28 protein-coding genes and 1 other RNA gene are annotated in these 24440 nt (G+C 65.8%); 22 read left to right on the top strand and 7 right to left on the bottom strand.

Going from position 1 to position 24440, the window contains the following annotated elements; all coding sequences use genetic code 11:
- Positions 1 to 4: 4 nt before the first annotated feature.
- The 3 genes from ASG62_RS18060 to gap all read right to left on the bottom strand — a co-directional run bounded on the left by ASG62_RS18060 (position 5) and on the right by gap (position 3496).
- A complete protein-coding gene (locus tag ASG62_RS18060; RefSeq protein ID WP_082537372.1) occupies positions 5 to 1819 on the bottom strand; it encodes a potassium/proton antiporter in 1815 nt (604 codons plus the stop codon).
- Positions 1820 to 1899: 80 nt separating this feature from the next.
- Positions 1900 to 2475 (bottom strand): putative glycolipid-binding domain-containing protein, encoded by a 576-nt coding sequence (locus ASG62_RS18065; RefSeq protein WP_056696885.1) that lies wholly within the window; start codon positions 2473 to 2475, stop codon positions 1900 to 1902.
- Between the two features lie 7 nt (positions 2476 to 2482).
- Positions 2483 to 3496, bottom strand: a complete 1014-nt coding sequence (gap, locus tag ASG62_RS18070; protein WP_056696887.1) for a type I glyceraldehyde-3-phosphate dehydrogenase — start codon at positions 3494 to 3496, stop codon at positions 2483 to 2485.
- Between the two features lie 722 nt (positions 3497 to 4218).
- On the opposite strand from gap, the gene ASG62_RS18075 reads away from it, so the two are divergent.
- Complete coding sequence (locus tag ASG62_RS18075) at positions 4219 to 4500, top strand: DUF4164 domain-containing protein (RefSeq protein WP_056696889.1); 282 nt, start codon at positions 4219 to 4221, stop codon at positions 4498 to 4500.
- Positions 4501 to 4520: 20 nt separating this feature from the next.
- The gene (locus ASG62_RS18080) at positions 4521 to 4883 is read left to right on the top strand and encodes a cell division protein ZapA (protein WP_056696891.1); all 363 of its coding nucleotides are present in this window, start codon (positions 4521 to 4523) and stop codon (positions 4881 to 4883) included.
- Between the two features lie 62 nt (positions 4884 to 4945).
- Here ASG62_RS18080 and ASG62_RS18085 read toward each other — a convergent pair whose 3' ends face one another.
- Both ASG62_RS18085 and ASG62_RS18090 read right to left on the bottom strand, forming a co-directional pair.
- Entirely contained in the window at positions 4946 to 5707 is a 762-nt protein-coding gene (locus ASG62_RS18085; protein ID WP_056696893.1) for an ABC transporter permease, read from the bottom strand.
- Positions 5704 to 6687: an ABC transporter ATP-binding protein gene (locus ASG62_RS18090; protein WP_082537393.1), complete on the bottom strand. Its 984-nt coding sequence runs from the start codon at positions 6685 to 6687 to the stop codon at positions 5704 to 5706. Before ASG62_RS18090 ends, ASG62_RS18085 begins: the two co-directional genes overlap by 4 nt.
- Before the next feature lie 159 nt (positions 6688 to 6846).
- Here ASG62_RS18090 and ssrS point away from each other — a divergent pair.
- Both ssrS and ASG62_RS18095 read left to right on the top strand, forming a co-directional pair.
- Positions 6847 to 7004: non-coding RNA, 6S RNA (gene ssrS, locus ASG62_RS25880), on the top strand.
- A gap of 122 nt (positions 7005 to 7126) precedes the next feature.
- Positions 7127 to 7678 carry a 5-formyltetrahydrofolate cyclo-ligase gene (locus tag ASG62_RS18095; protein ID WP_244487634.1) on the top strand — a complete coding sequence of 184 codons (552 nt, stop codon included), beginning with the start codon at positions 7127 to 7129 and terminating at the stop codon, positions 7676 to 7678.
- A gap of 2 nt (positions 7679 to 7680) precedes the next feature.
- Here ASG62_RS18095 and ASG62_RS18100 read toward each other — a convergent pair whose 3' ends face one another.
- Entirely contained in the window at positions 7681 to 8181 is a 501-nt protein-coding gene (locus ASG62_RS18100; RefSeq protein ID WP_056696898.1) for a CAP domain-containing protein, read from the bottom strand.
- 92 nt (positions 8182 to 8273) lie between these two features.
- Between ASG62_RS18100 and ASG62_RS18105 the strand changes: the two genes are divergently transcribed.
- The 5 genes from ASG62_RS18105 to ASG62_RS18130 all read left to right on the top strand — a co-directional run bounded on the left by ASG62_RS18105 (position 8274) and on the right by ASG62_RS18130 (position 12822).
- On the top strand, positions 8274 to 8945 hold the full coding sequence (locus ASG62_RS18105) for a glutathione S-transferase N-terminal domain-containing protein (RefSeq protein ID WP_244487635.1): 672 nt from the start codon (positions 8274 to 8276) through the stop codon (positions 8943 to 8945).
- Positions 8942 to 9766 carry a YmdB family metallophosphoesterase gene (locus ASG62_RS18110; protein WP_056696900.1) on the top strand — a complete coding sequence of 275 codons (825 nt, stop codon included), beginning with the start codon at positions 8942 to 8944 and terminating at the stop codon, positions 9764 to 9766. Before ASG62_RS18105 ends, ASG62_RS18110 begins: the two co-directional genes overlap by 4 nt.
- A gap of 464 nt (positions 9767 to 10230) precedes the next feature.
- Positions 10231 to 11235 (top strand): TerC family protein, encoded by a 1005-nt coding sequence (locus ASG62_RS18120; RefSeq protein ID WP_056696904.1) that lies wholly within the window; start codon positions 10231 to 10233, stop codon positions 11233 to 11235.
- A 247-nt stretch (positions 11236 to 11482) separates the two neighbouring features.
- A complete protein-coding gene (locus ASG62_RS18125) occupies positions 11483 to 11989 on the top strand; it encodes a DUF4405 domain-containing protein (RefSeq protein WP_056696905.1) in 507 nt (168 codons plus the stop codon).
- Positions 11990 to 12072: 83 nt separating this feature from the next.
- Positions 12073 to 12822 (top strand): YebC/PmpR family DNA-binding transcriptional regulator, encoded by a 750-nt coding sequence (locus ASG62_RS18130; protein WP_056696908.1) that lies wholly within the window; start codon positions 12073 to 12075, stop codon positions 12820 to 12822.
- 48 nt (positions 12823 to 12870) lie between these two features.
- On the opposite strand, the gene ASG62_RS18135 is transcribed toward ASG62_RS18130, so the two are convergent.
- Complete coding sequence (locus ASG62_RS18135; protein ID WP_056696910.1) at positions 12871 to 13953, bottom strand: serine hydrolase domain-containing protein; 1083 nt, start codon at positions 13951 to 13953, stop codon at positions 12871 to 12873.
- 160 nt (positions 13954 to 14113) lie between these two features.
- Here ASG62_RS18135 and ruvC point away from each other — a divergent pair, with 160 nt between their 5' ends.
- The 13 genes from ruvC (at position 14114) to ybgF (ending at position 24375) form a co-directional block, all read left to right on the top strand.
- On the top strand, positions 14114 to 14632 hold the full coding sequence (gene ruvC / locus ASG62_RS18140; protein WP_056696912.1) for a crossover junction endodeoxyribonuclease RuvC: 519 nt from the start codon (positions 14114 to 14116) through the stop codon (positions 14630 to 14632).
- A 67-nt stretch (positions 14633 to 14699) separates the two neighbouring features.
- Entirely contained in the window at positions 14700 to 14966 is a 267-nt protein-coding gene (locus ASG62_RS18145; protein WP_056696913.1) for an AbrB/MazE/SpoVT family DNA-binding domain-containing protein, read from the top strand.
- On the top strand, positions 14947 to 15366 hold the full coding sequence (locus tag ASG62_RS18150) for a type II toxin-antitoxin system VapC family toxin (protein WP_056696914.1): 420 nt from the start codon (positions 14947 to 14949) through the stop codon (positions 15364 to 15366). Before ASG62_RS18145 ends, ASG62_RS18150 begins: the two co-directional genes overlap by 20 nt.
- Positions 15363 to 15986, top strand: coding sequence for a Holliday junction branch migration protein RuvA (gene ruvA / locus ASG62_RS18155; protein WP_056696915.1), 624 nt, complete (start codon positions 15363 to 15365; stop codon positions 15984 to 15986). The genes ASG62_RS18150 and ruvA overlap by 4 nt, the downstream gene beginning before the upstream one ends.
- Positions 15987 to 16122: 136 nt before the next feature.
- Positions 16123 to 17172: a Holliday junction branch migration DNA helicase RuvB gene (ruvB, locus tag ASG62_RS18160; RefSeq protein ID WP_056696916.1), complete on the top strand. Its 1050-nt coding sequence runs from the start codon at positions 16123 to 16125 to the stop codon at positions 17170 to 17172.
- A complete protein-coding gene (locus ASG62_RS26685) occupies positions 17162 to 17980 on the top strand; it encodes a hypothetical protein (protein ID WP_156382234.1) in 819 nt (272 codons plus the stop codon). The genes ruvB and ASG62_RS26685 overlap by 11 nt, the downstream gene beginning before the upstream one ends.
- An 8-nt stretch (positions 17981 to 17988) precedes the next feature.
- A complete protein-coding gene (gene ybgC, locus ASG62_RS18165; protein WP_056696918.1) occupies positions 17989 to 18456 on the top strand; it encodes a tol-pal system-associated acyl-CoA thioesterase in 468 nt (155 codons plus the stop codon).
- Between the two features lie 257 nt (positions 18457 to 18713).
- Entirely contained in the window at positions 18714 to 19418 is a 705-nt protein-coding gene (gene tolQ / locus ASG62_RS18170) for a protein TolQ (protein WP_156382255.1), read from the top strand.
- 39 nt (positions 19419 to 19457) lie between these two features.
- Positions 19458 to 19907: a protein TolR gene (gene tolR / locus ASG62_RS18175; protein ID WP_056696923.1), complete on the top strand. Its 450-nt coding sequence runs from the start codon at positions 19458 to 19460 to the stop codon at positions 19905 to 19907.
- Positions 19908 to 19920: 13 nt separating this feature from the next.
- Positions 19921 to 21042 carry an energy transducer TonB gene (locus ASG62_RS18180; protein WP_056696925.1) on the top strand — a complete coding sequence of 374 codons (1122 nt, stop codon included), beginning with the start codon at positions 19921 to 19923 and terminating at the stop codon, positions 21040 to 21042.
- 50 nt (positions 21043 to 21092) lie between these two features.
- The gene (tolB, locus tag ASG62_RS18185) at positions 21093 to 22406 is read left to right on the top strand and encodes a Tol-Pal system beta propeller repeat protein TolB (RefSeq protein WP_056696927.1); all 1314 of its coding nucleotides are present in this window, start codon (positions 21093 to 21095) and stop codon (positions 22404 to 22406) included.
- 252 nt (positions 22407 to 22658) lie between these two features.
- The gene (gene pal / locus ASG62_RS18190; protein ID WP_056696930.1) at positions 22659 to 23207 is read left to right on the top strand and encodes a peptidoglycan-associated lipoprotein Pal; all 549 of its coding nucleotides are present in this window, start codon (positions 22659 to 22661) and stop codon (positions 23205 to 23207) included.
- A gap of 211 nt (positions 23208 to 23418) precedes the next feature.
- Entirely contained in the window at positions 23419 to 24375 is a 957-nt protein-coding gene (gene ybgF / locus ASG62_RS18195; protein ID WP_162246030.1) for a tol-pal system protein YbgF, read from the top strand.
- The last annotated feature ends 65 nt before the right edge of the window (positions 24376 to 24440 follow it).

A 24440-nucleotide genomic window follows, 5' to 3' on the forward strand; every position in this document is an offset into this window, starting at 1 on the left:
GTAATTAGTCTACATTATAAAGTCTTTCTTTGATTTTTACTCTTCCTTGTATCGCCCGCAGAAGATCGCGGAAGTTCAGGAAGAGCGGGATGGCGGCGCGGGGCTGTTCGGGTTCGAGCGAGAGGCCGACATCGGTGATGAGGCCCGCTTCATCGGTGTCGCGCACGATCAGCTCGACGGGGCCGAGCGGCACGCGGTCGCCATATTCGGCGCGGCCGCCGAGAAGCTCGGTCATCATCTCGGCGACGCTGCGCTCGCGCAAATTCTCGGCGATCACCAGTCCGTAGGCGTCGGCCAAAACGCGGGCAGGCTTGGCGGGGTTGACGGTGAACTCGCCGAAGAAGTCGGCATCGTCCGGGCCGACCGCCACGGGGCTGGCGAAGAGCCGGTCGAGCAGGCGCGGATAGCGCGGCGAGATGAAGAGATAGACGTAGTCGCCGGCCTGGAGGCGGCCGGCATACTGGTAGCGCATGGACTTGCCGTCGCGGATGACAAGCGACGGGCGCGCCCAGCGGGGCACGCGCTCGCCGCGCGCGACGGGGCTTCCCTCGACGACGCGGTAGGAGAGCAACTCGTGATGGGCGGTGCCGGGCAGTTCCAGCTCCACCTTCTCGACGGGGCCGATGCGCTTGGGGACGATCAGCCCCAGCCGCTTCGCCATGAAGCCGATCGTCCAGCCCTGCACGAGCAGCGAGGCGAGGACGATGATGAAGCCGGTGTTGAAGAGAACGCGGTTCTCGTCGATCCCGCCGATCAGCGGCAGGATGGCGAGAAGGATCGAGACCGAGCCGCGCAGGCCGACCCAGGAGATGAAGGCCGTCTCGCGCGAATTGAAGTCGAAGGGCAGCATGCAGAACCAGACCGCGAGCGGCCGCGCGACGAGGATGAGCACGGCGGCGAGCCCGATGGCCTGCGCGGCGATGGCGGGAAACTGCGAGGGCGTCGCAAGCAGGCCGAGGACGAGGAACATGATGATCTGCGCCAGCCAGGTCAGGCCGTCGAGGAATGGGCGCAGGCCCGGCTTGGCGCGAAGGTCGCTGTTTCCGGCATAGAGGCCCGCGACATAGACGGCGAGAAAGCCCGAGCCGTCGAGAATGCCGGTGACGGAGAAGACGAGGAGCGACAGAGCCAGCGCGAAGATCGGCGTCAGCCCCCGCTCCATCGGCACCTTCGCGACGAGGCTGCGGATGACCGAGCCGCCCGCGATTCCCGCGACGAGGCCGATGCCCATCTGCCTGACGAGGCCGAGGAGGAGGTCGACGCCGATATCGTGCGTTCCCCCGCCGGCCGAGAGGATGTCGACGAGGGCGATGGTGAGGAAGATCGCCATCGGATCGTTGGAGCCGGACTCGACCTCCAGCGTGGAACGCACGCGGTCGCGGATGTTGATGCCGCCGATCCGCAGGAGGAAGAAGACCGCCGCGGCATCCGTCGAGCCGACGATGGAGCCGAGCAGGAACCCTTCGAGCCAGGAGATGTGGAGGATATAGGCCGCGGCCGTGCCGAAGATCGCCGCCGTCAGCGGCACGCCGATCGTGGCGAGCGACAGGGCGGGGGCGGCGGCGAGGCGGAAGGCGGCGAGCGGCGTGCCGAAGCCGGAATCGAAGAGGATGATCGCGAGCGCGATCGAGCCGATGAAATAGGCGAGGCCCGCATTGTCGAAGACGAGGCCGAGCCCGTCGACGCCGGCCAGAAGTCCGATGGAGAGGAAGAGCAGAAGCAGCGGCGCGCCGAAGCGCATGGCGAGGAGACTGGAAAAGGCCGCGACGAGAACGAGGATCGTGGAGACCAGAATGACGACGTACATGGTCTCGTGCATCGGCGCGTCTGCGCTCCTTCAGTCCGGCGGCTGGGCGTTCTCGGCCCATGGCTCCGCGCCGCAACGAGTCGGCCGCATCCTCATAGACGTTCGAACAGAGTTGGATAGTCGATCACGAGACCGTCCTCGTCCAGGGGAAGCTCGGCGGAAAAGCTGCGATCGGCAGCTTCGTAGAGAAAGCGCCGGGGCCCGAGCGCCGTGTAGCGCTGGCCGTCCGGAAAAGGCTCGAACGTATCGAAAGGCACGTAGAGCATCGTCAGCTCTGCGCAGGGATCGCCTTGCGTCGGCGCGAGGCGGCGGATCGGCAGCGTGTTGGTGAAGGGCGTGCCGGCCAGATCGATGTCGATGCAGCCCGCGAGATCGGCCCGCTCGGTGCCGTCGGCCGCGAACCAGCGACCGGCCCCATCGGAGGAAAGGTCGAGCGAGGGGCCGCCGAGGGCTCGCAGGCGGAAGGCGCGCACGCGCCAGAGGGAATCGCAGTCGATCTCGTAGGAGACGCCGTAGGCCGCTCCGCCGCGATCGCCGATCACGACGGAACGGATCTCGATGCCCGAGGACACCGGTCGGATGTGCAGGTGCTCGAGCCCTTCGGCCCCGCCCCCGTCGCCAAGGGCGCGCCATCGCACGCTCCTTTCGGACAGGGGGCGGAACGGCATGATCGGATCAGCCGGCCTTGGCGAAGGCGACCGCGGTGTCGGACATGCGGTTCGAGAAGCCCCATTCGTTGTCGTACCAGGAGAGGATGCGCACGAAATTACCGTCCATGACCTTGGTCTGGTCCATGTGGAAGACCGAGGAATGCGGGTCGTGGTTGAAGTCGTGGCTGACGTTCGGCGCGTCGGTGTAGCCGAGAATGCCCTTCAGCGGGCCGTCGGCGGCCGCACGGATGAGGCTCTGGATCTCCTCGACCGTGGTCGAGCGCTTGGCGACGAACTTGAAGTCGACGACCGAGACGTTCGGCGTCGGCACGCGGATCGCGACGCCGTCGAGACGGCCCTTCAGCTCCGGCAGGACGAGGGCGACGGCCTTGGCGGCGCCGGTCGAGGTCGGGATCATCGAGAGCGCGGCGGCGCGGCCCCGGTAGAGATCCTTGTGCATCGTGTCCAGCGTCGGCTGGTCGCCCGTGTAGGAGTGGATCGTCGTCATGAAGCCCTTGTCGATGCCGATGGCGTCGTTGAGGACCTTGGCGACGGGGGCGAGGCAGTTCGTCGTGCAGGAGGCGTTGGAGATGATCTTGTCGTCGGCGGTCAGCGTGCCGTGGTTGACGCCGTAGACGATCGTCTTCTCCGTGCCGGAGGAGGAGAGCGGGCCGGAGATCACGACCTTCTTGGCGCCGGCTTCGAGATGCGCCGCGGCCTTGGCGGCATCGGTGAAGATGCCGGTGCACTCGAGCGCGATGTCGACGCCGAGCTCCTTCCAGGGCAGGTTCTTCGGGTCGCGCTCGGCCGAGACGCGGATCGGGCCGCGGCCGACGTCGATCGTGTCGCCGGAGACCGTGACCGTGCCGGGGAAGCGGCCGTGGACCGAATCGAAGCGGATGAGATGGGCATTGGTCTCGACGGGGCCGAGATCGTTGATGCCGACGACTTCGATGTCGGTGCGGCCGGACTCGACGATGGCACGCAGGACGTTGCGGCCGATGCGGCCGAACCCGTTGATGGCGACGCGGACAGTCATGTCATTTCTCCTAAAGGGTCGGGCCCAACCATTTCTGCGGCGGGCATGACAAGCGCATGAGCGCTGCGAGCGCTTGCGTGCCCTGCTCGACCGGACCGTTTCGGCTCTACGAGCCTCACGCGGGTGTCGGCCTCTCTTACCGTAATTCGCCCGCGCGTAAAGCCGCTTTGGCCGAGTTCGGCGAGCCTTCGCCGGCTATATCGATTAGAGCATCGGACGGTAAATCGGACCCAGTTCTGTTTGCCGTGGCCGCCCGATCCACGCGAAGGGTTGCGACGTCCGTGGCGGGGCCACGGCCTAGCAAGCCGACAAAGTGGGCGGACGGCCACGGCAAACCCGAAGGGCTGGCCCCCTATCGGCCAATTCCAGCGGCGTGCGTCTGCGGCCGTAGCCCCGCTACGGCCTTGCCACCCACCTTGACCTTGGCCGNAAACCCGAAGGGCTGGCCCCCTATCGGCCAATTCCAGCGGCGTGCGTCTGCGGCCGTAGCCCCGCTACGGCCTTGCCACCCACCTTGACCTTGGCCGATAGGGGGCCAGCAGAACTGGGTCCTATTTACCGTCCGATGCTCCAGAGCGCGCTCAGCCTCGTTTTCCACCGGGGCGCCCGGACGGGCCGTCTTTCGAGGTTGCAACGAGGCGCCGAATGTCGCAGGACTCGTCGTCAGTTACCGCACTCGCCTCGACCGGGCCGCGAAGTCTTCGGAGAGGCCACGGGGATTCATGTCAGCCGATTCGCTCAACGCAGCTTCCCAACGCCTCGACCGCGCCCTGCAGCGCCTCGACCGGGCCATCGACGGCCAGATCGAGCGCGAGGCCTTCGTGCGCGATGCCGACGAGGAGGTTCAGCGCATGACCGCGGACCGTTCGCGCCTTGCCGGTGAGCTCGACGGGGCGCTGGCGCGCGCGGAGCGCCTGGAGCGGGCGAACCGCGAGGTCTCGCGCCGTCTCGTCAACGCCATGGAGCAGATCCGCGGCGTTCTCGAGAGCCGGCGCGAAGGCTGACGGGCCAGAAGGAACGCACCATGCCGCAAGTCGTCGTCTCGATCGACGGAAAGACCTTCCGCATGGCCTGCGCGGACGGGGAGGAGCGCCATCTGGAAAGCCTTGCAGCCGAGGTGGACGGACGCATCGGCGAGCTTCGCAAGAGCTTCGGCGAGATCGGCGACCAGCGCCTCGTGATGATGGCCGCGATCATGACGGCGGACGAACTCTCCGAGCAGCGCCGTCGCATCGCCGCGCTCGAAGCCTCGCTCGGCGAGGCCAACAAGGCCCGCGAGGAGGCCGTGCGCCGCCTCGCCGACAGCGACAACCGGCTGGTCGACCATGTCGAGCACATGGCCGAGGCGATCGAGAAGGCGGCGGAGCGGCTGGAAAAGCGGGTCTGAGCGACGCGCCGTCCCGATGGCGGCGCAGGCTTTCCGGTGGACGGTCCCTGGCTTGCTCCCCGTCAGGCCTTCAGCTTGTAGCCCGTCCTGAAGATCCACCAGATGCCGGCGAGGCAGAGCGCCATCACCACCAGCGTCATCGCGATCGAGATGCCGATCGAGACGTCGGAGACGCCGTAGAAGCTCCAGCGAAAGCCGCTGACGAGATAGACGACGGGGTTGAAGAGCGTCACCTTCTGCCAGAAGGGCGGGAGCATATCGATCGAGTAGAAGCTGCCGCCGAGAAAGGTCAGGGGCGTCACGACGAGGAGCGGCACGATCTGCAGCTTCTCGAATCCGTCCGCCCAGACGCCGATGATGAAGCCGAAGAGGCTGAACGTCACCGCGGTCAGGACGAGGAAGAGCACCATGATGACCGGGTGCTCGATGCGCAGATCCACGAAGAGCGCCGAGGTCGCGAGGATGATGAGGCCGATCGCGATCGATTTCGTCGCGGCCGCGCCCACATAGGCCGCCGTGATCTCGAAGGCCGAGATGGGGGCCGAGAGGATCTCGTAGATCGTGCCGGAGAATTTCGGGAAGTAGATGCCGAAGGAGGCATTGGCGATGCTCTGGGTCAGGAGCGTCAGCATGATGAGGCCGGGCACGATGAAGGCGCCGTAGCTGACGCCGCCGACCTCCTCCATGCGCGAGCCGATCGCCGAGCCGAAGACGACGAAATAGAGCGAGGTCGAGATGACGGGCGCCACCACGCTCTGCGCCAGCGTGCGGAAGGTGCGGGCCATCTCGAAGGCGTAGATGGCGCGGATCGCGGGAAGGTTCACTTGGCGTTCCCCACGAGGCTGACGAAGATATCCTCCAGCGAACTCTGATGCGTGGAGAGGTCGCGGAAGGTGATGCCGGCCGCGGCGAGATCGCCGAGAAGGGCGGTGATGCCGGTGCGCGGGCCCTTCGTGTCGTAGGTGTAGAGGAGTTCCGCTCCATCCGCCGAACGCTCCAGACCATAGGGGGCAAGGGCATCCGGTATCGCGTCGAGCGGGGTCGTCAGCGCCAGGCGGAGCTGCTTCTTGCCGAGCTTGCGCATCAGCTCGGCCTTTTCCTCCACCAGGATGATCTCGCCCTTGGAGATGACGCCGATCCGGTCGGCCATCTCCTCGGCCTCCTCGATGTAATGCGTCGTCAGGATGATGGTGACGCCGCTGTCGCGAAGCTCGCGGACCACGTTCCACATGTCCTGGCGCAGCTGAACGTCGACGCCGGCGGTCGGCTCGTCGAGGAAGAGGATGGTCGGCTCGTGCGACAGGGCCTTGGCGATGAGGACGCGCCGCTTCATGCCGCCGGACAGCGTCATGATCTTGGCGTCCTTCTTGTCCCAGAGCGAGAGCTGGCGAAGGATCTTCTCGATATGGGCCGGGTTCGCCCGCTTGCCGAAGAGGCCGCGCGAGAAGGAGACGGTCGCCCAGACCGTCTCGAAGGCGTCCGTCGTCAGTTCCTGCGGCACGAGGCCGATGGCCGCGCGCGCCTTGCGGAAATCGCGCAGGATGTCGTGCCCGTCCGCCCGGATCGTGCCTGAGCTCGGGCTGACGATGCCGCAGATAACGGAGATCAGCGTCGTCTTGCCCGCGCCGTTCGGGCCGAGCAGGGCGAAGATCTCGCCGCGCCGGATCTGAAGGTCGATCCCCTTCAGCGCGGCATAGCCGGTGTCGTAGGTCTTGGTGAGGGCCTTGATGTCGATGATCGGGACATCAACGATCGGGGCAGGGCCGATCGGCGGCGCGCCCGCTTCGGCTGGATGATGGTTCATGGTCGCCGTTCGCGCCTTCTGCTTCGTCCCCGCCAAGGTCTCGCTTTTCACGGTTTCGGCAAGGGAGACGGAGCGTTTCGCCGCCTCTTTCTCCGGCGTCGCACGAAACAGAGGCGAAAGCTCTGGCCACCACTCGCGGCGGAGCCTATATCCCTCCTCGGCGGGCTGCTTGGTGCGACAGGGGTAACATTTCCTCGGGGCCTTACGCATCCCCTAGGGAGCTGTCCCTGCCTTAGCCCGTGGGCTGGGGCACACGGCGCCCACCTACACTGTAGGTTCCCGGGATCGACTTCTCCATCGGCCGAGGTGGCTCGCCACTCCTTAGCTTTCCAGACCATCCGCTTCGTTCTAAGCCTGCCCAACCCTCGTGTCGCTTCTGCGGCGCAGGAAAGCGGGAGGCGTGATGAGCGGGCAGGAACCGGACTTGCGGGCGCAAAAGATGCGCGTTCGAGCGGCGGCGCTGGCGCGGCGCGACGCGCTCGGCGACGAGGCGCGCATCGAGGCCTCGCTGACGGTCGCCGGCCTTCTCGGCGAGGCGCTCGACTTCGATCCCGGCACGATCGTCTCGGGCTTCCTGCCCATCCGCTCGGAAATCGACCTGCGGCCCCTGATGGCGCGGCTGGCCGACCGCGGCGCGCGGCTCTGCGTTCCCGCGATCGTCGGCGGCGAGCTGGAGTTCCGCCAGCTTGTGCGCGGCGAGCCGCTGGTGCCGCAGGGGTTCGGCACGCTCGCGCCGGGGGAGGGCGCAGCAGTGCTCGATCCGCAGCTGATGCTCGTGCCGCTCTCCGCCTTCGACCGTCGCTGCCACCGCATCGGATACGGGCGGGGCTATTACGACCGGGCGATCGAGGCGATCCGCAGGCGCGGCGGAGCCCCGAGGCTCGTCGGCGTCGCCTTCGCCGCGCAGGAGGTCGAGACGGTGCCGACCGAGGATCACGACGTGGCGCTCGACATGATCGCGACGGAGGCCGGTCTCGTTCGGCCGGCTTGAGGTCAGTCGGCCGTGCGGGGACGCGCGAAGATCTGCGTCCAGTAAGGTTTGCCGTCCGCACTCCTCGCGGCGGCGAAGCCGATCTCGGTGACGCGCGGGTTCAGGAGGTTCTTGCGGTGGCCGGGGGAGGCGACCCAGCCGGCCATGGCGGAATCGTAGTCGCGAAAGGACGTCGCGATGTTTTCCGCCGTCGTGGTCCAGTCGTAGCCGGCGGCCCGCACGCGGTCCGGCAGAAGACCGGCGACCTCGTGGTCCATCTTCCCCCGCCTGGCCATCGCCGCCGACTGCGCGGCGGCGGCGGTCATCAGATGCGTCTCCATCCGCAGAGCCGGCATGCCGTGCTCGGCGCGAAAGGCATTGACCGACCCCAGCGCCTTCGTGCGATCCAGGGCGATCTCCTGCGACGGACCGCTCGGGCGGGGCGCCCCGGCGCAGGCGGACAGAGCGAGGGTCATGACGAGCGGCAGAGCGAGGGCGGCGAGAGGGCGGGACGTCGGTTTCAAGGGCTGGCGGTCCAGTTCGATCGGGAGAGCCGGCTCCTGACGCGCGATCGCGTCGATCCTGCGGCGATGGACCCTACATTGACGGAAAAATCATGAGCGAGACTGAAGGCACGATGATCGATCTCTACACCTGGACGACGCCGAACGGCGAGAAGCCCGTCATCTTCCTGGAAGAGGCCGGCATCGACTACACGCTGCATCTCGTCGACATCTCCTCCGGCGCGCAGAAGGCGCCGGCTTTCGTCGCGGTCAATCCGAACGGACGCATCCCCGCCATCGTCGAGCACACGCCGGAGGGCGGCGCGTTCCGCGTCTTCGAGTCCGGCGCGATCCTGCTCCATCTCGCGGAGCGGACGGGCAAGCTTCTGCCCCTGGCTCAGCCGCACCGGACGGAGGCGCTGTCCTGGCTCTTCTTCCAGGCCGGCGGCACCGGGCCGATGATCGGCCAGCTCCACCACTTCAACAATGCCGCGCCGGAGAAGCTCCCCTACGCGATCGAGCGCTACGCCAACGAGTCGCGCCGCCTGCTGGGTGTCCTGGAAAGCCGGCTTGCCGATTTCGAATGGCTGGCGGGCGACTACGGCATAGCCGACATCATGAACTTCTCCTGGGCGCGCTCGGGGCTCGCCGCGCTCGACGCGCGTGCGGACTTTCCCGCGCTCGCCGAATGGGTCGACCGGATCGCCCGCCGCGAAGCGGTCCTGCGGGGCCTCGGCCGGCTGAAGGCAGCCAAGGACGCGCTCCAGACGGCGGCCAAGCCATGAGGTTCCTCTTTCTCGGAGACATGGTCGGCCGGGCCGGGCGCACGGCGGTCTTCGACCGGCTTCCCGGTCTCGTCCGGGACTGGAAGCTCGATTTCGTCGTAGTCAACGGCGAGAACGCGGCCGGCGGGTTCGGCGTGACGGAGGAGATCTTCGAAGCGACGCTGTCGGCCGGTGCCGACGTGATGACGACGGGCAACCACGTCTTCGACCAGCGCGAGGCGCTGGAGTTCTCGACGCGGCACGACCGCTTCCTGCGCCCCCTGAACTATCCGCCGGGCGCGCCCGGCAAGGGCTCCGGCCTCTTCGAGGCGAAGAACGGGGCGCGCGTCCTCGTCTCCAACCTGATGGGCCGCGTCTTCATGCACCCGGAGCTCGACGATCCCTTCCGGGCCGTCGGCGATCTTCTCTCGGCCTGTCCGCTCGGCGAGCAGGCGGACGCGGTGATCCTCGACTTCCACGCGGAGGCGACGAGCGAGAAGCAGTGCTTCGCCCATTACGTGGACGGGCGGGCGAGCGTCGTCGTCGGCACGCACACGCATGTGCCGACCGCCGACCATCAGATCCTGCCGGGCGGCACGGCCTACCAGTCGGATGCCGGCATGTGCGGGGATTACGACAGCTCGCTCGGCATGGAGAAGGAGGAGCCGCTGAACCGCTTCCTCAGCAAGATCCCGCGCGGCCGCTTCGATGCGGCGCAGGGGCCGGCGACGATCTGCGGGCTGGCGGTCGAGATCTCGGATCGGACAGGTCTTGCCGAGAAGATCGCCCCCGTTCGGCTCGGCGCGCGGCTCGAAGAGGCCGTTCCGACCTTCTGGGCATGATGCCGGCGAGCCCCTGGGTCGACCTCTTCGGATGGCAAGGCCCACCCGGAGGGCCGGGCCCCCCGCCCTCGACGGCGTCGGGCTCAGGTCACGGCCCCGAGCCGCTCCCATGGCCCTCCTCGTCCAGAACGAAGGCGGCTCCGGAGAAACAGATCGATTCAGCGCTCGTCGGCATAAGAATCTTGCCCGTGTTGCACTGCGATGCGTTGTCTTTCTGCAACCCGTCGCCATCTGTCGCAGGCAAGTCACCGGGAGGGCCCACGGTGGCGGGCATTTCATGAGGAGTTATTGGGGGCGGAACGGGCATCGTTCCGAGGTCAGGATCTTCTCGATAGGGCTTGCGAACGCGCGTGGCATGCGTCCACGACAGCATCGAAACACGCCTGGATAGAACGATCCGGCGCGAAGGAGGATTTGTGGAGCAACCAGTCTCGACTGCGGTCGCGGAAACCGCGCTCACAGGAATGGCACCCGATGCGGTGCCGACCTGGATCTGGCTCGCAACGGTCGGCGGCATCGCCGCTCTCTTCGTGTTCGACTTCTTTTCGCACACGCGCAAGGCGCATGAGCCGACCTTCCGGGAAGCGGCTCTCTGGTCCACCTTCTACGTCACCATCGCCCTCCTCTTCGGCTGGGGCGTCTGGCATTTCTGGGACCGCGACCACGGCATCGAGTACTTCGCCGGCTTCATCACCGAGAAGTCGCTCTCGGTCGACAATCTCTTCGTCTTCGTCATCATCATGGGCAGCTTCCGCGTGCCCCGCGCCTACCAGCAGAAGGCGCTGCTCATCGGCATCGTCATCGCGCTCGTCATGCGCGGCCTCTTCATCGCGGCGGGTGCGGCGGCGATCGAGCGCTTCTCCTGGGTCTTCTACCTCTTCGGCCTCTTCCTGCTCTACACGGCCTGGAAGCTGGCGGCGGAGAGCTTCAAGCACGGCGCCAAGTCGACCGACGAGGAGTACGAGCCGAACGCGGTGGTCAAATACTTCCAGCGCCATCTGCCGACGACGCCGGACTATCGCGGCAATGCGCTGACGGTGATCGAGAACGGCAAGCGCTACTTCACGCCGATGTTCATCGTGATCCTGGCGCTCGGCATGACCGACCTTCTCTTCGCGCTGGACTCGATCCCCGCGATCTACGGCCTGACCGACGCGCCCTACATCGTCTTCACCGCCAACGCCTTCGCGCTTCTCGGCCTTCTGCAGCTCTACTTCCTGCTCGGCGGTCTGCTCGACCGGCTCGTCTATCTCGGCCTCGGCCTGTCGCTGATCCTCGCCTTCATCGGCGTGAAGCTGGTGATCCATGCGATGGAAGCGAACACGCTGCCCTTCCTGAACGGCGGCCAGCCGATCGAGGGCCTGCCGCATATCGAGACGAGCTTCTCGCTCTCGGTGATCGTCGGCATCCTGGTGGTGACGACCGTCGCCAGCCTGCTCAAGAGCCGATCGGACGCCCGCAAGGGGTGAAGAAGCGGCCTTCGGGCGAACGACGACGACATGGAAGCCGGCGAAAGCCGGCTTTCATCGTTTCGACGGGGCAGAGGTTCGGGTCTCGGAAAGGCTTCGGCAGACCGGACCGGTACTCCCTGTCGGCTCCATCGCTGTCATCTCGAAGCCGCGGGACGACGCTACAGGGAAGGTCAGGCTTGCCGCATCGCCCGTGCGTCTCTATCGGGCGACGAGACGCCCGAACACGCCTTCGAAAGTCCTTGTCTTGCGCCAGCTTCTTCTTCGTTACGCAACGCCGCTGACGACCGGGCTCTTCATCGTCTCGCTCGTGTCCGGCATCGCTCTGTTCTTCCATTTCGAAGGCCGTCTCTTCAAGGCGATGCACGAATGGCTGAGCATGGTGCTGGCCGTGCCGTTCGTTCTCCATCTCTGGAAGAATTGGCGTCCCTTCGTCGCCTATTTCAGGCGGCCCGCCATGACGGTCGCTCTTTCGGCCTCGCTCGTCGGCGCGCTGGCCTTCGCGGTTCCGGCGATGCTGGCGGGCGGCGCGAGCCGGGGCAATCCCGTTCAGGCCGTGCTCGGAGTCGTGCAGAACGGCTCGATCGCCCATCTGGCCCCGCTGTTCGGGCATACGCCGGACGGGCTCGCGGCGGCCTTGCGGGAGAAGGGCTTCGTCGTCTCCTCCAACGAGGTGCGGCTTGCCGACGTGGCGCAGGCCTCGAACCGCTCGCCGCGCGAGATGCTGCCGCTTCTGGTCGAGATCGGGCGTTGAGGAAGCCGGGCGCACGTTCTGGACGCTCGACGGCTTTTTGACTAAGAAGCCGCCTTCACGGACGTCGACATTACGGGTGCCCCATGGCCGGCCATTCACAGTTCAAGAACATCATGCACCGCAAGGGCCGCCAGGACGCGGTCCGCTCCAAGCTCTTTTCCAAGCTCGCGCGCGAAATCTTCGTCGCGGCCAAGGGCGGCCTGCCCGATCCTTCCATGAACGCGCGCCTGCGCCTCGCCATCGCGAACGCCAAGGCGCAGTCCATGCCGAAAGACAATATCGACCGGGCGGTCAAGAAGGCGTCGGGCGCCGACGGCGAGAACTACGACGAGGTCCGCTACGAGGGCTACGGCCCCGGCGGCGTCGCCGTCATCGTCGAGGCATTGACCGACAACCGCAACCGCACGGCCTCCAACGTGCGTTCCTACTTCACCAAGGCCGGCGGCGCGATGGGCGAGTCGGGCTCGGTCGCCTTCATGTTCGACCGGGTCGGCGAGATCGTCTTCCCGGCCAAGGCCGGCAGCGCCGACAAGGTCATGGAAGCCGCGATCGAGGCGGGTGCCGACGACGTGACCTCCGACGAGGACGGCCATGTCATCCTCACCGCCTTCGAATCGCTCGGCGAGGTCTCGGCCGCGCTCGAAGCCTCGCTCGGCGAGGCGGAAAGCGTGAAGATTGTCTGGAAGCCGCAGACCGGCACGCCGGTCGACGAGGAGCGGGCGGTCAGCGTCATGAAGCTCATCGCCAATCTCGACGACGACGACGACGTCCAGAACGTCTACGCCAATTTCGAGGTCGACGACGCCGTGATGGCGAAGCTTTCGGCTGCCTGATGTCCTCGCGGGCGCCGGATCGGCGCCCGCTCGGATCCTCCCAAGCTCTCAGCCGGTGCCGCCGGCTCTCTGCAACGCTTCGGCCGGCGGGAGGACGGTCTCGGTGACGAGACGGTGGAGGTCGCGGACATAGCCGCTGCGGCCGGAGGGCTGCGTCTCGTCCGAGGTGATCGCGACGGTGAGGGCAAGGTCCGGGAAGACGTAGATCATCTGCCCGCCATAGCCCCAGCCGTAATAGCCGGTGCGCCCGCCGAAGTCGTCGATGAACCAGCCGTAGCCGTAGCGGCCGTCGTGAAATCGCGAGGTGGTGCGCGGCGTCCAGGACCGCTCGATCCAGGCTTGCGAGAGAATGCGCGTTCCGTTCGCCGCGAGCCCGCCGCGCCGGTAGATCTCGCCGAAGGCGAGGAGCGAGCGGGGCGTCATCGCCATCTGGTTTCCGCCGAGATAGATGCCTTGCGGATCGCGCTCCCAGCTGGCGATCTCGACCCCTGCCGGCCCCAGCCATTCGCGCGCCAGTTGGAGCGTGGAGCGGCCGGAGACCTTGGTGAGGATCGCGGACAGGAGATGCGTCGAGCCCGTCGAATAGAGCATCGGCCCGCCCGGCTCCTCGACGAAAGGCCGCGCCAGCGCATCCCGCACCCAGTTTCGCGACGAGATCCAGGCGCCGTAGTTGGCGCCCGACGTGCGCTCCAGGCCGGCCTGCATCGACAGGAGCTGGCCGATCGTCACGCGCTCCAGTCTCGGATCGGCGTCCTTGGGAAAGTCCGAGCGGAGGATCTCGGCGATCGGCTGATCGGGGCCCTTCAGGAGGCCCTTGTCGATGGCGACGCCGACAAGGGCCGAGACGATCGATTTCGACGCGGACTTGATGTTGGTGGACCGCGCGGTGTTCGCGCCGTGGAACCCCTCTTCGACCAGTTTTCGACCGTCCTGCGCGACGAGCAGCGTCTTCAGGCCGGGAAGGCTCTCCGCGCGGCGCAGCGCCTCGTCGAAGCTGCCGGACGGGATCGCTGCGGCGGCATTGGCGGATGGGGCGGCTTTGGCGGCCGCGTTCGTCTGGGCGGTCGCGACGGGCGCGGTCACGAGGACGGCGGCGAGGGTCGCTGAGGCGAGGCGGTGCAATGTCTTCATGCGCGAGAAGTGGGTTTGCCTGACCGCCTTCCAAAGGCGGGACACGGGGAGTTGACGCGCCCGCGACGGAAGTCGTCCCCGAACGTTCCTCTCCGTTTTTGGTTCGTTCATGGTTTGTCTTTACCCCGAGGACGTGGCACAGTTCGGGAGATTGATCGGCATGTTGCAGGAGACGAGCATTCGCATCTGGGGAATCGATCCCGGCCTGCGCCGGACCGGATGGGGCGTCGTCGAGACGGCCGGCAATTCGCTGCGCTTCGTCGCCTCCGGCACCGTGACGTCGGACGCCGCCTTCGACCTCGCCACGCGGCTTCGCCAGCTCCACGACGGATTGCAGGAGGTTTTCGCAACCTATCGCCCGGACGAGGCGGCGGTCGAGCAGACCTTCGTCAACAAGGACGCGGTGGCGACGCTGAAGCTCGGACAGGCGCGCGGCATCGCCATGCTGGTGCCCGCGCTCGCCGGTCTGCCCGTCGCGGAATATGCGCCGAACGCTGTGAAGAAGGCCGTGATCGGCGTCGGGCATGGCGAGAAGAGGCAAATCCACATGATGGTCAAGGTGCTGATGCCGCGCGCGACCTTCGACACGGACGACGCGGCCGACGCGCTCGCCATCGCCATCTGTCACACCCATCACCGCCAATCTGCACAAGCCCGGGCGGCTTTTGCCGGACTCTAGATGTTCTTGACTTGTTCCGGTTCGGCGTGTAGGTAATACCGAGCGAGTATTACTTTTCGAGGGTCGGATGCGGGTAACGGAAAAGGGGCAGGTGACGATCCCCAAGCCCATTCGCGACAAGCTCGGCATCGGGCCGGGAAGCGAGGTTCAGTTCGTCGAGCGTGGGGATGTCGTTCTCTTGAAAGCGGGAGGCGCCTCGGCGGGTGCCGATCTTTCCGTATCGTTTGACGAGTGGGCGTCTGCGGTCGCCGGAACGCTTGATCTGGACGGCCGGACGACGGACGAGCACATGGACTGGTTGAGAGGACCGCGAGATGACCTCGACCCTCGTTGATACCAATATTTTCATCGACATCTTAGGCCCGTCGGATACCCCAACGCGATCATGGTCGATGCAGGCATTGAAAGCCTGTCTCGGCGAAGGGCGGATCATCGTCAGCGCCATCGTATGGGCTGAACTGGCCGAACCCAAGTTGGGCGAAGCTCTTCTTTTCACGGCCCTATCCTGGCTTCGCCCGAAGCGAGAGGACTTTCCCTTCGCGGCCGCCTACGCGGCAGGGCAGGCGCACCGGACCTATCGGCGGCAGGGCGGAACGAGAGAGCGGACCTTGCCGGACTTTCTGATCGGAGCGCATGCGCTGACGGCCGGGCATCGCCTTCTGACGCGGGACGGCGGGCGCTACCGGGCCTATTTCCCGACGCTCGACCTCCTTTCGCCGGAGACCCGTCCGTGATCGGCAAGCTGAAGGGCGTGGTGGACGAGATCGGCGAGGATCACGTCGTGATCGACGTGCATGGCGTCGGCTACGTCGCCTATTGCGGCGCGCGCACCCTGTCGGCCCTGCCGGGCGTGGGAGAGGCGGTGACGCTGTTCATCGAGACCTATGTGCGCGAGGACATGCTGCGGCTCTACGGCTTCGCGAGCGAGCTGGAACGCGGCTGGTTCCGGCTTCTGCAGAACGTGCAGGGCGTCGGCTCGAAGGTCGCGCTCGCCATCCTCGGCACGCTTTCGACGGGCGAACTCGGCAATGCCATCGCCTTGCAGGACAAGGCGATGGTATCGCGGGCGCCGGGCGTCGGGCCGAAGGTCGCCGCGCGCATCGTGGCGGAGCTGAAGGACAAGACGCCGGCCTATGCGGGGGCCTTCGAGGCACCCGACATGGGTCTGAAGCGCGATCTCGGAGAGGGTGTCGCGCCCGCGCCGATCGCCGATGCCGTCTCGGCGCTGGTCAATCTCGGCTATTCCCGCGACCAGGCCGCGGGCGCCGTCGCGACGGCCGCGCGCGAGGGCGATGAGGGGGCGTCGACGCCGACGCTGATCCGTCTGGGGCTGAAGGCGCTGAGCCGGGCTTGACCGGACCCGTGCCGCGAGCCGCTCGGGTTGCGGATGACGCAAGCGTCTCGACGGGAAAACCGATCGTGGTAAGCATCGACATGATGATCGAAGGGCCGTTCCCCATGCCGAAACCGGTCCGCCGGCCGTTCCTGCCATGAGCGAGGACAAACGTCTCCTGACGCCGGAGAGCCGAGGCGAGGATGTCGATCAGTCGCTGCGCCCGCAGAGGCTGGACGATTTCGTCGGGCAGGCGGCCGCCCGCGCCAATCTCAAGGTCTTCATCGAAGCCGCCAAGGGGCGCGGCGAGGCGCTGGACCATGTTCTCTTCGTGGGGCCGCCCGGCCTCGGCAAGACGACGTTGGCGCAGATCATGGCCAAGGAGCTCGGCGTCAACTTCCGCTCGACCTCGGGCCCCGTCATCGCGAAGGCCGGCGATCTGGCGGCCCTCCTGACCAATCTGGAGGATCGCGACGTCCTCTTCATCGACGAGATCCATCGTCTGAGCCCGGCGGTCGAGGAGATCCTTTATCCAGCCATGGAGGATTTCCAGCTCGATCTCATCATCGGCGAGGGGCCGGCGGCGCGCTCGGTGAAGATCGATCTGGCGAAGTTCACGCTGGTCGCGGCGACGACGCGGCTCGGCCTTCTGACCACGCCGCTCCGCGACCGGTTCGGCATTCCGGTGCGGTTGAACTTCTATACGGTGGAAGAGCTGGAATCGATCGTGCGGCGCGGCGCGCGCATCATGGGCCTGCCGCTCGGCGAGGACGGCGCGCGGGAGATCGCGCGGCGCTCGCGCGGCACGCCGCGCATTGCGGGACGCCTGCTTCGGCGCGTGCGCGATTTTGCCGACGTCGCCGAGGTGAAGCTCGTCGACCGCCGGATCGCGGACGAGGCGCTGACGCGGCTCGAAGTGGACAGTCTAGGGCTCGACCAGCTCGACCGGCGCTATCTCGACCTCATCTCGCTGACCTTCGGCGGCGGGCCCGTCGGCATCGAGACGATCGCGGCGGCGCTGTCGGAGCCGCGCGACGCGATCGAGGATATCGTGGAGCCCTATCTCCTGCAGAACGGCTTCCTCCAGCGCACGCCGCGCGGGCGGATGCTGACGGCCCACGCCTTCCGCCATATCGGGCTCGCGGTGCCGCAGGGCTGGCAAGGCGCGCAGTCCAACCTGTTCGAGAACAGCGAAAATGAAAACTGATCAAATTAATGAAAATTACGCTAACTTTCAGAGTAATTTTAATGCATATTCCAAAGTTGTATTTGAAATCGAGAGACGTCATCGTCGCCCAGTATTTTATCTTCGAGAAGATAAGGTAAGAGAATTCAGGTACACAAATCCAAATATCGTAGATTATTTTGTGATTTCATGTTTGCGGAATGTTTCGTTCATAAAGGCTTTGGCTATTCTCGTCCTCTCGCGTCTAGATGCGGAGAGAAATATACTATGTCGTTCATTTATAGAGCACTGCTCGAAGACGGCCTACATATACAGCGGCTTATCCTTAGATGGGGTTGATTCAAAGACTGAAGAATATATTCACAAGTTCTTCAAAGATAATAATCGCTCAGATAATGCCATTCGCCCGAAAATCGATTTACGTCAGAAGGATATACATAATCGAATATCGAAAGCAACCTCAAATAATATTGAGTTTCTGAAGGAAATTGGGTTCATTACTCCAAATAATGACGATGATCTCCATCAGAAAATGTACTCTAAAATCTATCATCAGTTTACTTACTATGCCCACGGCAGATATTCAGAGGTTATGGATGGCTTCTCTGAGGTGTCTCTTAAGCCCAAAGTATTTGAGATCGACGATGGCTTTGATATGGTTCACGACATCGAGTTTCTTGAGGCTATGCTCGATATGGCGGTTAAAAGTTCTCGTATATTTCTCGTTGGAATTCACAATGCTTTGAAGTATCCGTTAAATTCTTACCTGAAAGAATGGGCTTTCGGAAACGCGCTTGATGATTTGTTGCGTTCAAACTCAAACGCATAGTATCTAAAATGAACCGTCTAACTTCCAACTATCACCTCATTTCTGGCGAACTGACCGGGTTCGGCCACCGGCTTCTCGTGCGCGTCTATTTCGAGGACACGGATTTCTCCGGCGTCGTCTATCACGCGCGTTTCCTTCATTTCCTGGAGCGGGGACGGAGCGATTTCCTGCGCCTGAAGGGGATCGGCCACCAGGAACTGGCGGACGGCCTCTATGGCGAGCCCATGGCCTTCGTCGTCCGGCACATGGATATCGATTTTCTGCGACCGGCGCGGATCGACGAGGTGCTCAGCGTCGAGACGCGCACGGCGCTGCTCGGGGGCGCGCGGATCGTGCTCCATCAGCGTGTTCTGAGGGGCGACGAGATCCTGATCGAGGCGAAGGTCAAGGTCGCGGTCATTTCGCCGGAGGGCAAGCCGCGGCGGATGCCCGAGGCGGTCTCGGCCATCCTCGCGGTCGAAGCGGCCGGCGGCTGAACGGCACTGCAGCATTTCGGCAACGAATGCTTAACCTTAATGCTGTTTGAATGATCGCTGCGGCAAGTGCCGGTGGCCACGCCATTCTTTCGCTCGATTCAAGGGGCGAAAGAGGGTGGGGTTTATCGAAAACTTGATGAATGGAACCGGGCTCGCGTGCTCCTGCGAAGGGGCGCGTCCCGATATTCCGGCGGCCGAGGTCACGATGCCGAGCCGGCCGGCTCCGATTTCGAGGGTCTGAAGACAACATGAACGAGATCGCGCAAGGCGCCCTGGCCGCTCCGGATCACGGTGTCTCTCTTCTGGGACTGTTCTGGCAGGCCGGCTTCATCGTGAAGATGGTCATGCTCGGCCTGCTCGCGGCTTCGGTCTGGAGCTGGGCGATCATCGTCGACAAGACCATGCGCTACGGCGCCTTCCGGCGCCAGCTGAACACGTTCGAGAACAATTTCTGGTCCGGCCAGTCGCTGGAGGAGCTCTATCACACGCTCTCCGAGCGCAAGACGAACGGCATGGGTGCGCTCTTCGTGGCCGCCATGCGCGAGTGGAAGAAGTCGTTCGAGAAGGGCGCCCGCTCGCCGATCGGCCTCCACACGCGGATCGAGAAGGCGATGGACGTGACGCTCGCCCGCGAGATGGACCACCTGGAATCGCGCCTCGGCTTCCTTGCCACGATCGGCTCGGCGGCGCCCTTCATCGGCCTCTTCGGCACGGTCGTCGGCATCATGACCTCGTTCCAGGCGATCGCCGCCTCCAAGCAGACGAACCTTGCCGTCGTCGCACCCGGCATCGCGGAAGCGCTGCTTGCGACCGCCATCGGCCTCGTCGCCGCCATTCCGGCCGTCATCGCCTACAACAAGCTGTCCGCCGATGCCGGCAAGCTCGGCATGCGGCTCGAAGCCTTCGCGGACGAGTTCTCGGCCATCCTGTCCCGGCAGATCGATGAGAAGGCCGCGCGCTGAGCTTATCGGGCTTCGTGAGCTAGAGCTGAAGGAACTGACATGGGCATGTCCACGGGCGGAGGAGGCGGCGGCGGATCGCGGCGGGGCCGCAGGTCGCGTCGCGCGCCGATGAGCGAGATCAACGTGACGCCGATGGTCGACGTCATGCTGGTGTTGCTCATCATCTTCATGGTGGCCGCGCCCATGCTGACCGTCGGCGTGCCGCTCGATCTGCCGGAAACGCAGGCCAAGGCTCTCAATGCCGAGACGCAGCCCATCGAGATCTCGGTGAAGGCCGATGGAAACATCTTCATCGGCGAGAACCCGATCGAGATCGAGGACGTCGTGACCCAGCTGACGGCCGTCGCCAAGACCGGCTACAAGGAGCGCATCTTCGTCAAGGGCGACAAGGCCGCCGACTACGGGCGCGTCGCGCAGGTGATGGCGCTGATCTCGACGGCGGGCTTTACCAATATTGGCCTCGTCACCGCACCCGAAACCACGGGCTGACCGGCGCTAGCTCATGAAATCCGGCATCGTCGTCTCTTCCGGCATCCATCTCGTGGTCCTCACCTGGGGACTATGGGCGTTTTCGTCGCCGCCTCCGCTCGAGGTCGCCTATAGCGAGGCGCTGCCCGTCGAGATCGTCATGGCCGAGAGCTTCCAGGGCGTGAAGGGCGAGAAGGACGCGCCCAAGTCCGAGAAGCCTGCGCCCAAGCCGACGACCAAGCCCGAAAAGCTGCCGATGCCGGCGCAGAATGTCGGCGAGAACGAGACCGATCTCGACACGCCGCCGACGCCGGACAAGACGCGCAACCAGACGCCGCAGACGGGCGCGCCCAAGCCCTCCGCCCGGCCCGAGGCCGAGCCGGCGCCCGCCAAGGAGACGCCGAAGGTGGCCGAGGCCAAGCCGCCGGAGCCGACGCCCCCCGAGCCCAAGCCCGAGCCGGTGAAGGACGTGCCGAAGCCGGTGCCGCCCAAGGAGACGGCCGAGAAGATCGATCCGCTGGCCGAGATGATCGCCGAGGACAAGACCGAGCCGGTGCCGGAGCCCGTGAAGGAACCCGCGCCGAAGAAGGTGCCGACGCCGGCCGTCAAGCCGAAGCCCGCCGAGCCCGTGAAGGTCGCCGAGGCCAAGCCCGAGAAGCCGAAGACCGAGACGAAGAAGCCGGCGCCCAAGCCCCAGAAGCCTGCCAAGGCCGACACGTCCAACGAGGACGCGCCGGACAGCGACATGGATTTCGAGGCCATGGCGGCCGCGGCGATCAACAAGCAGAAGGCGGCTGGCGGCGGCGCGAAGCGCTCGCAGGAGGTCGCCTCGCTCGGCTCGAAGAAGACGACTGGCACCACCTTGTCGCGCGGCGAGACGGATGCGCTGCGCGATCAGCTTTCGGGCTGCTGGAGCATTCCGGCGGGCATCGAAGACGGTGCGGGCCTGAAGGTTTCCGTGCGGTTCAACCTCAATAGCGGCGGCAAACTCGACGGCCGCCCCGTTGTGGACACGTCGAGCGGCAATCGTGTCTTCGACGAAAGCGCCGTGCGCGCCGTACAGAAATGCGACCGCGAAGGCTTCAGCCTGCCACAGGACAAGGCGGACGTCTGGGCGGAGGTCGTCGTGAATTTCGATCCGAGCGAGATGTTCTGAGCCTACGGCCGGATCACGCTCCCTATGAAGATGCCAAGAGGCTCATTCGAATGAAGCATTTCACCAAGACGCTCGTCATGGCCTGTCTGGTTTTCGCAGGCGGGGCATTGCTGCAGGCGCCCGCGGCCCAGGCGGTTGTCCAGATCGACGTGACCAAGGGCAACGTCCAGCCGCTGCCGATCGCCATCACCAAGTTCCAGACGCAGAACCCGGTCGGCCGGCAGATCACGGACGTCGTCACTGCCGACCTTAAGCGCTCCGGCCTCTTCGCGCCGATCGATCCGGCGGCCTTCGTGCAGAAGGACATCAGCCCGGACGTCGCGCCGCGCTTCGCCGACTGGACGGTGATCAACGCGCAGGCCCTCGTCACCGGCAAGGTCACGCCGGAGGCGGATGGGCGGCTGCGCGTGGAGTTCCGCCTCTGGGACAGCTTCGCCGGCCAGCAGCTGGACGGCCAACAGTTCTACACGACGCCGGAGAACTGGCGCCGCGTCGCCCATATCATCGCCGACGCGATCTACGAGCGGCTGACCGGCGAGAAGGGCTATTTCGACACGCGCGTCGTCTTCGTCTCGGAAACCGGCGCCAAGCAGAGCCGCGTGAAGCGTCTGGCGATCATGGATCAGGACGGCGCCAACGTGAACTATCTCTCGGACGGCAGCGACCTCGTGCTGACGCCGCGCTTCTCGCCGAACCGGCAGGAAATCACCTATATGTCCTTCGGCAAGGGCGAGCCGCGGGTCTATCTCCTGCAGCTCGAGACAGGCCAGCGCGAGGTCGTCGGCAATTTCCCCGGCATGACCTTCTCGCCGCGCTTCTCGCCGGACGGGCAGAAGGTGGTGATGAGCCTCCAGCAGGACGGCAACGCCAATATCTACGCGATGGACCTTCGCTCGCGCGCCACGACGCGCCTGACCTCGACGGCGGCCATCGACACCTCGCCCTCCTTCTCCCCCGACGGCGCGCGGATCGTCTTCGAAAGCGATCGCGGCGGGCGTCCGCAGCTCTACACGATGGGAGCGGACGGCTCGGGCCAGAACCGCATCTCCTTCGGCGACGGTTCCTACTCGACGCCGGTGTGGTCGCCCCGCGGCGACCTCATCGCCTTCACCAAGCAGACGGGCGGCCAGTTCCAGATCGGCGTCATGCGGCCGGACGGCTCGGGCGAGCGCATCCTCACCTCGGGCTTCCACAACGAGGGGCCGACCTGGGCGCCGAACGGGCGGGTGATCATGTTCTTCCGCGACCAGCGCGGCGGCGGCGGCCCGCAGCTCTTCTCGATCGACCTCACGGGCACGAACGAGCAGCGGGTTGCGACGCCGGGCTTCGCATCCGACCCGGCCTGGTCGCCGGCGCGCGAATAGTCGATCTCGCTGCAACGACCTGGGGCGATTTCGCCACAGGTCGACGGGGAAGTTCGAGAGGCGCGCTCCGGGACCGGGGCGCGCCTCTTTCGCGACTCAATCCCGGCCGAGGCGAAGCTTCGGAAAACATTGTCGTTCCGATGTCGCAGCCGGAGCCCGACGCTCGTTTCGGCCGATATGTTTACTCGGCTTTAAGTCTGAGCAGGGTAAACGTCGCCTTACGGAATTCATTCGAAATCGAAGGAGCTGGCCATGCGCCGGATGTCTGTTTTGGCTCATAGCCGTATCGCTCTCGCTCTCGTCGCCGCCATGGCGGTCGCCGGTTGCGCGAAGAAGAACAACGCACTGCCCGACAATGCGGCCGGCCTCGGCCTCGGCGGCGCGGGTGGCCTCGGCGGCGCCGGCGGCGCGGGCGGTGCCGGAAGCGCGGCTCCGGGCACGAGCCAGGACTTCACCGTCAATGTCGGCGACCGCATCTTCTTCGACACGGACTCCTCGGTCGTGCGCGCCGACGCGCAGCAGACCCTCTCCGCGCAGGCCCAGTGGCTGAACCAGTATTCGCAGTATTCGATCACGGTCGAGGGCCATGCCGACGAGCGCGGCACCCGCGAGTACAACCTCGCGCTCGGCGCCCGCCGCGCCGCCGCCACCCGCGAATTCCTGGCCTCGCGCGGCGTCGCCTCCGGCCGGATGCGCACGATTTCCTACGGCAAGGAACGCCCCGTCGCGGTCTGCGACGACATTTCCTGCTGGTCGCAGAACCGCCGCGCGGTCACCGTGCTCAACGGCGCCGGCAGCTGATCGACCGATCCCGTTCGAGACTTCGGAAAAGGCGGCCCCGCGAACGGGCCGCCTTTTTTCGTTCGCGCTGATCGTTTTCGTCCGCGCTTGTCTTCGCATCTGCGAACGAGCAGTTGACGGCCCCAATTTGGCCGAGGAATCTGCTAAGGCCATGGCAGCGGACCGGCGCTGCCGGCCGCTTGGGGTATCGGAAGACGAAAGAGGAATGACCATGGCACTTTCCGCCCGCTGGACGGCCGCCGCTGCGATGCTGCTGGCGATCACCGCGCCCGCTTCGGCGCTGAACCTGCCATTCGGGCTCGGGCAGGAGACGGCGCGCCCGGCGCCGAGCCGCGAGCCGGCACCCGTGCGGATGGCCCAGGCGAGCGACGCCGGCCAGCGGGTGATGCAGCTCGAAGAGGAGAACCGCCGGCTGAACGGCAAGGTGGAGGAACTGTCCTTCCAGATGCTCCAGATCCAGGAGCAGATGCGCAAGATGCAGGAGGACAACGACTTCCGCTTCCAGGAGCTGGAAGGCGCGGCCTCCGCGGGCGGCGGAGCCGGCAAGAAGCGCTCGGAGGCGGCACCTGCGACGGCTGCGCCGGGCACTGCTGCCTCCGCCGCGCCCGGCAGCGGCGATGCCGAGTACAGCGCGGCCGCGCCGTCTTCGACCGCGACGCCGCCGGCCGCCGGCGGCGACGAGATCGGCAGCCTTCTCGGCGGCGGTCAGCTCGACGTCGGGTCGATCTCCTCCGCGCCGGCTGCGCCCTCGTCGGGTTCGGGAACCGTGGCGAGCGTGCTGCCGAAGGGCGCGGGCGATCTCTACGCGCTCGCCTACAACTATCTCCTGGCGGGCGACTACCAGCTGGCGGAGAACTCCTTCCGCCAATATGCGCAGACCTATCCTGACGCGAAGGACGTGCCGGACGCCCAGTACTGGCTTGGCGAGAGCCTCTTCGCACAGGCGAAATATGCCGATGCGGCCGAGACCTTCCTCAATGCGCAGAAGGCCCATCCCAAGAGCGGCAAGGCGCCCGAGATGATGCTGAAGCTCGGCATGTCCCTATCCAAGCTCGACAATCGCGAGACGGCCTGCGTGACCTTCAAGGAAGTGGCCCGCCGCTATCCGCAGATGAGTGCCAATGTGAAGCGCAAGCTCGACGCCGAGACCAAGGCCACCAGCTGCTGAACGGGACGCCTTTGACGCTCCCCCGACCCCGCCATGTCGGCATGGCCTGAAGCTCCTATCGAGAC

The sequence above is a fragment of the Aureimonas sp. Leaf427 genome (genome assembly GCF_001425485.1).
Lineage (GTDB): Bacteria > Pseudomonadota > Alphaproteobacteria > Rhizobiales > Rhizobiaceae > Plantimonas.

Coding starts and splice junctions, on each gene's coding strand:
- ASG62_RS18090 (WP_082537393.1), bottom strand. CDS start 6,687: ATGAACCATCATCCAGCCGAAGCGGGCGCGCCGCCGATCGGCCCTGCC.
- ASG62_RS26685 (WP_156382234.1), top strand. CDS start 17,162: ATGAAAACTGATCAAATTAATGAAAATTACGCTAACTTTCAGAGTAAT.
- ASG62_RS18060 (WP_082537372.1), bottom strand. CDS start 1,819: ATGCACGAGACCATGTACGTCGTCATTCTGGTCTCCACGATCCTCGTT.
- ASG62_RS18075 (WP_056696889.1), top strand. CDS start 4,219: ATGTCAGCCGATTCGCTCAACGCAGCTTCCCAACGCCTCGACCGCGCC.
- ASG62_RS18095 (WP_244487634.1), top strand. CDS start 7,127: ATGCGCGTTCGAGCGGCGGCGCTGGCGCGGCGCGACGCGCTCGGCGAC.
- ASG62_RS18110 (WP_056696900.1), top strand. CDS start 8,942: ATGAGGTTCCTCTTTCTCGGAGACATGGTCGGCCGGGCCGGGCGCACG.
- ruvC (WP_056696912.1), top strand. CDS start 14,114: ATGTTGCAGGAGACGAGCATTCGCATCTGGGGAATCGATCCCGGCCTG.
- ruvB (WP_056696916.1), top strand. CDS start 16,123: ATGAGCGAGGACAAACGTCTCCTGACGCCGGAGAGCCGAGGCGAGGAT.
- gap (WP_056696887.1), bottom strand. CDS start 3,496: ATGACTGTCCGCGTCGCCATCAACGGGTTCGGCCGCATCGGCCGCAAC.
- ASG62_RS18135 (WP_056696910.1), bottom strand. CDS start 13,953: ATGAAGACATTGCACCGCCTCGCCTCAGCGACCCTCGCCGCCGTCCTC.
- pal (WP_056696930.1), top strand. CDS start 22,659: ATGCGCCGGATGTCTGTTTTGGCTCATAGCCGTATCGCTCTCGCTCTC.
- ASG62_RS18120 (WP_056696904.1), top strand. CDS start 10,231: ATGGCACCCGATGCGGTGCCGACCTGGATCTGGCTCGCAACGGTCGGC.
- ASG62_RS18180 (WP_056696925.1), top strand. CDS start 19,921: ATGAAATCCGGCATCGTCGTCTCTTCCGGCATCCATCTCGTGGTCCTC.
- ybgF (WP_162246030.1), top strand. CDS start 23,419: ATGGCACTTTCCGCCCGCTGGACGGCCGCCGCTGCGATGCTGCTGGCG.
- tolR (WP_056696923.1), top strand. CDS start 19,458: ATGGGCATGTCCACGGGCGGAGGAGGCGGCGGCGGATCGCGGCGGGGC.
- ASG62_RS18065 (WP_056696885.1), bottom strand. CDS start 2,475: ATGCCGTTCCGCCCCCTGTCCGAAAGGAGCGTGCGATGGCGCGCCCTT.
- ASG62_RS18105 (WP_244487635.1), top strand. CDS start 8,274: ATGAGCGAGACTGAAGGCACGATGATCGATCTCTACACCTGGACGACG.
- tolB (WP_056696927.1), top strand. CDS start 21,093: ATGAAGCATTTCACCAAGACGCTCGTCATGGCCTGTCTGGTTTTCGCA.
- ASG62_RS18145 (WP_056696913.1), top strand. CDS start 14,700: ATGCGGGTAACGGAAAAGGGGCAGGTGACGATCCCCAAGCCCATTCGC.
- ASG62_RS18080 (WP_056696891.1), top strand. CDS start 4,521: ATGCCGCAAGTCGTCGTCTCGATCGACGGAAAGACCTTCCGCATGGCC.
- ASG62_RS18150 (WP_056696914.1), top strand. CDS start 14,947: ATGACCTCGACCCTCGTTGATACCAATATTTTCATCGACATCTTAGGC.
- ASG62_RS18130 (WP_056696908.1), top strand. CDS start 12,073: ATGGCCGGCCATTCACAGTTCAAGAACATCATGCACCGCAAGGGCCGC.
- ybgC (WP_056696918.1), top strand. CDS start 17,989: ATGAACCGTCTAACTTCCAACTATCACCTCATTTCTGGCGAACTGACC.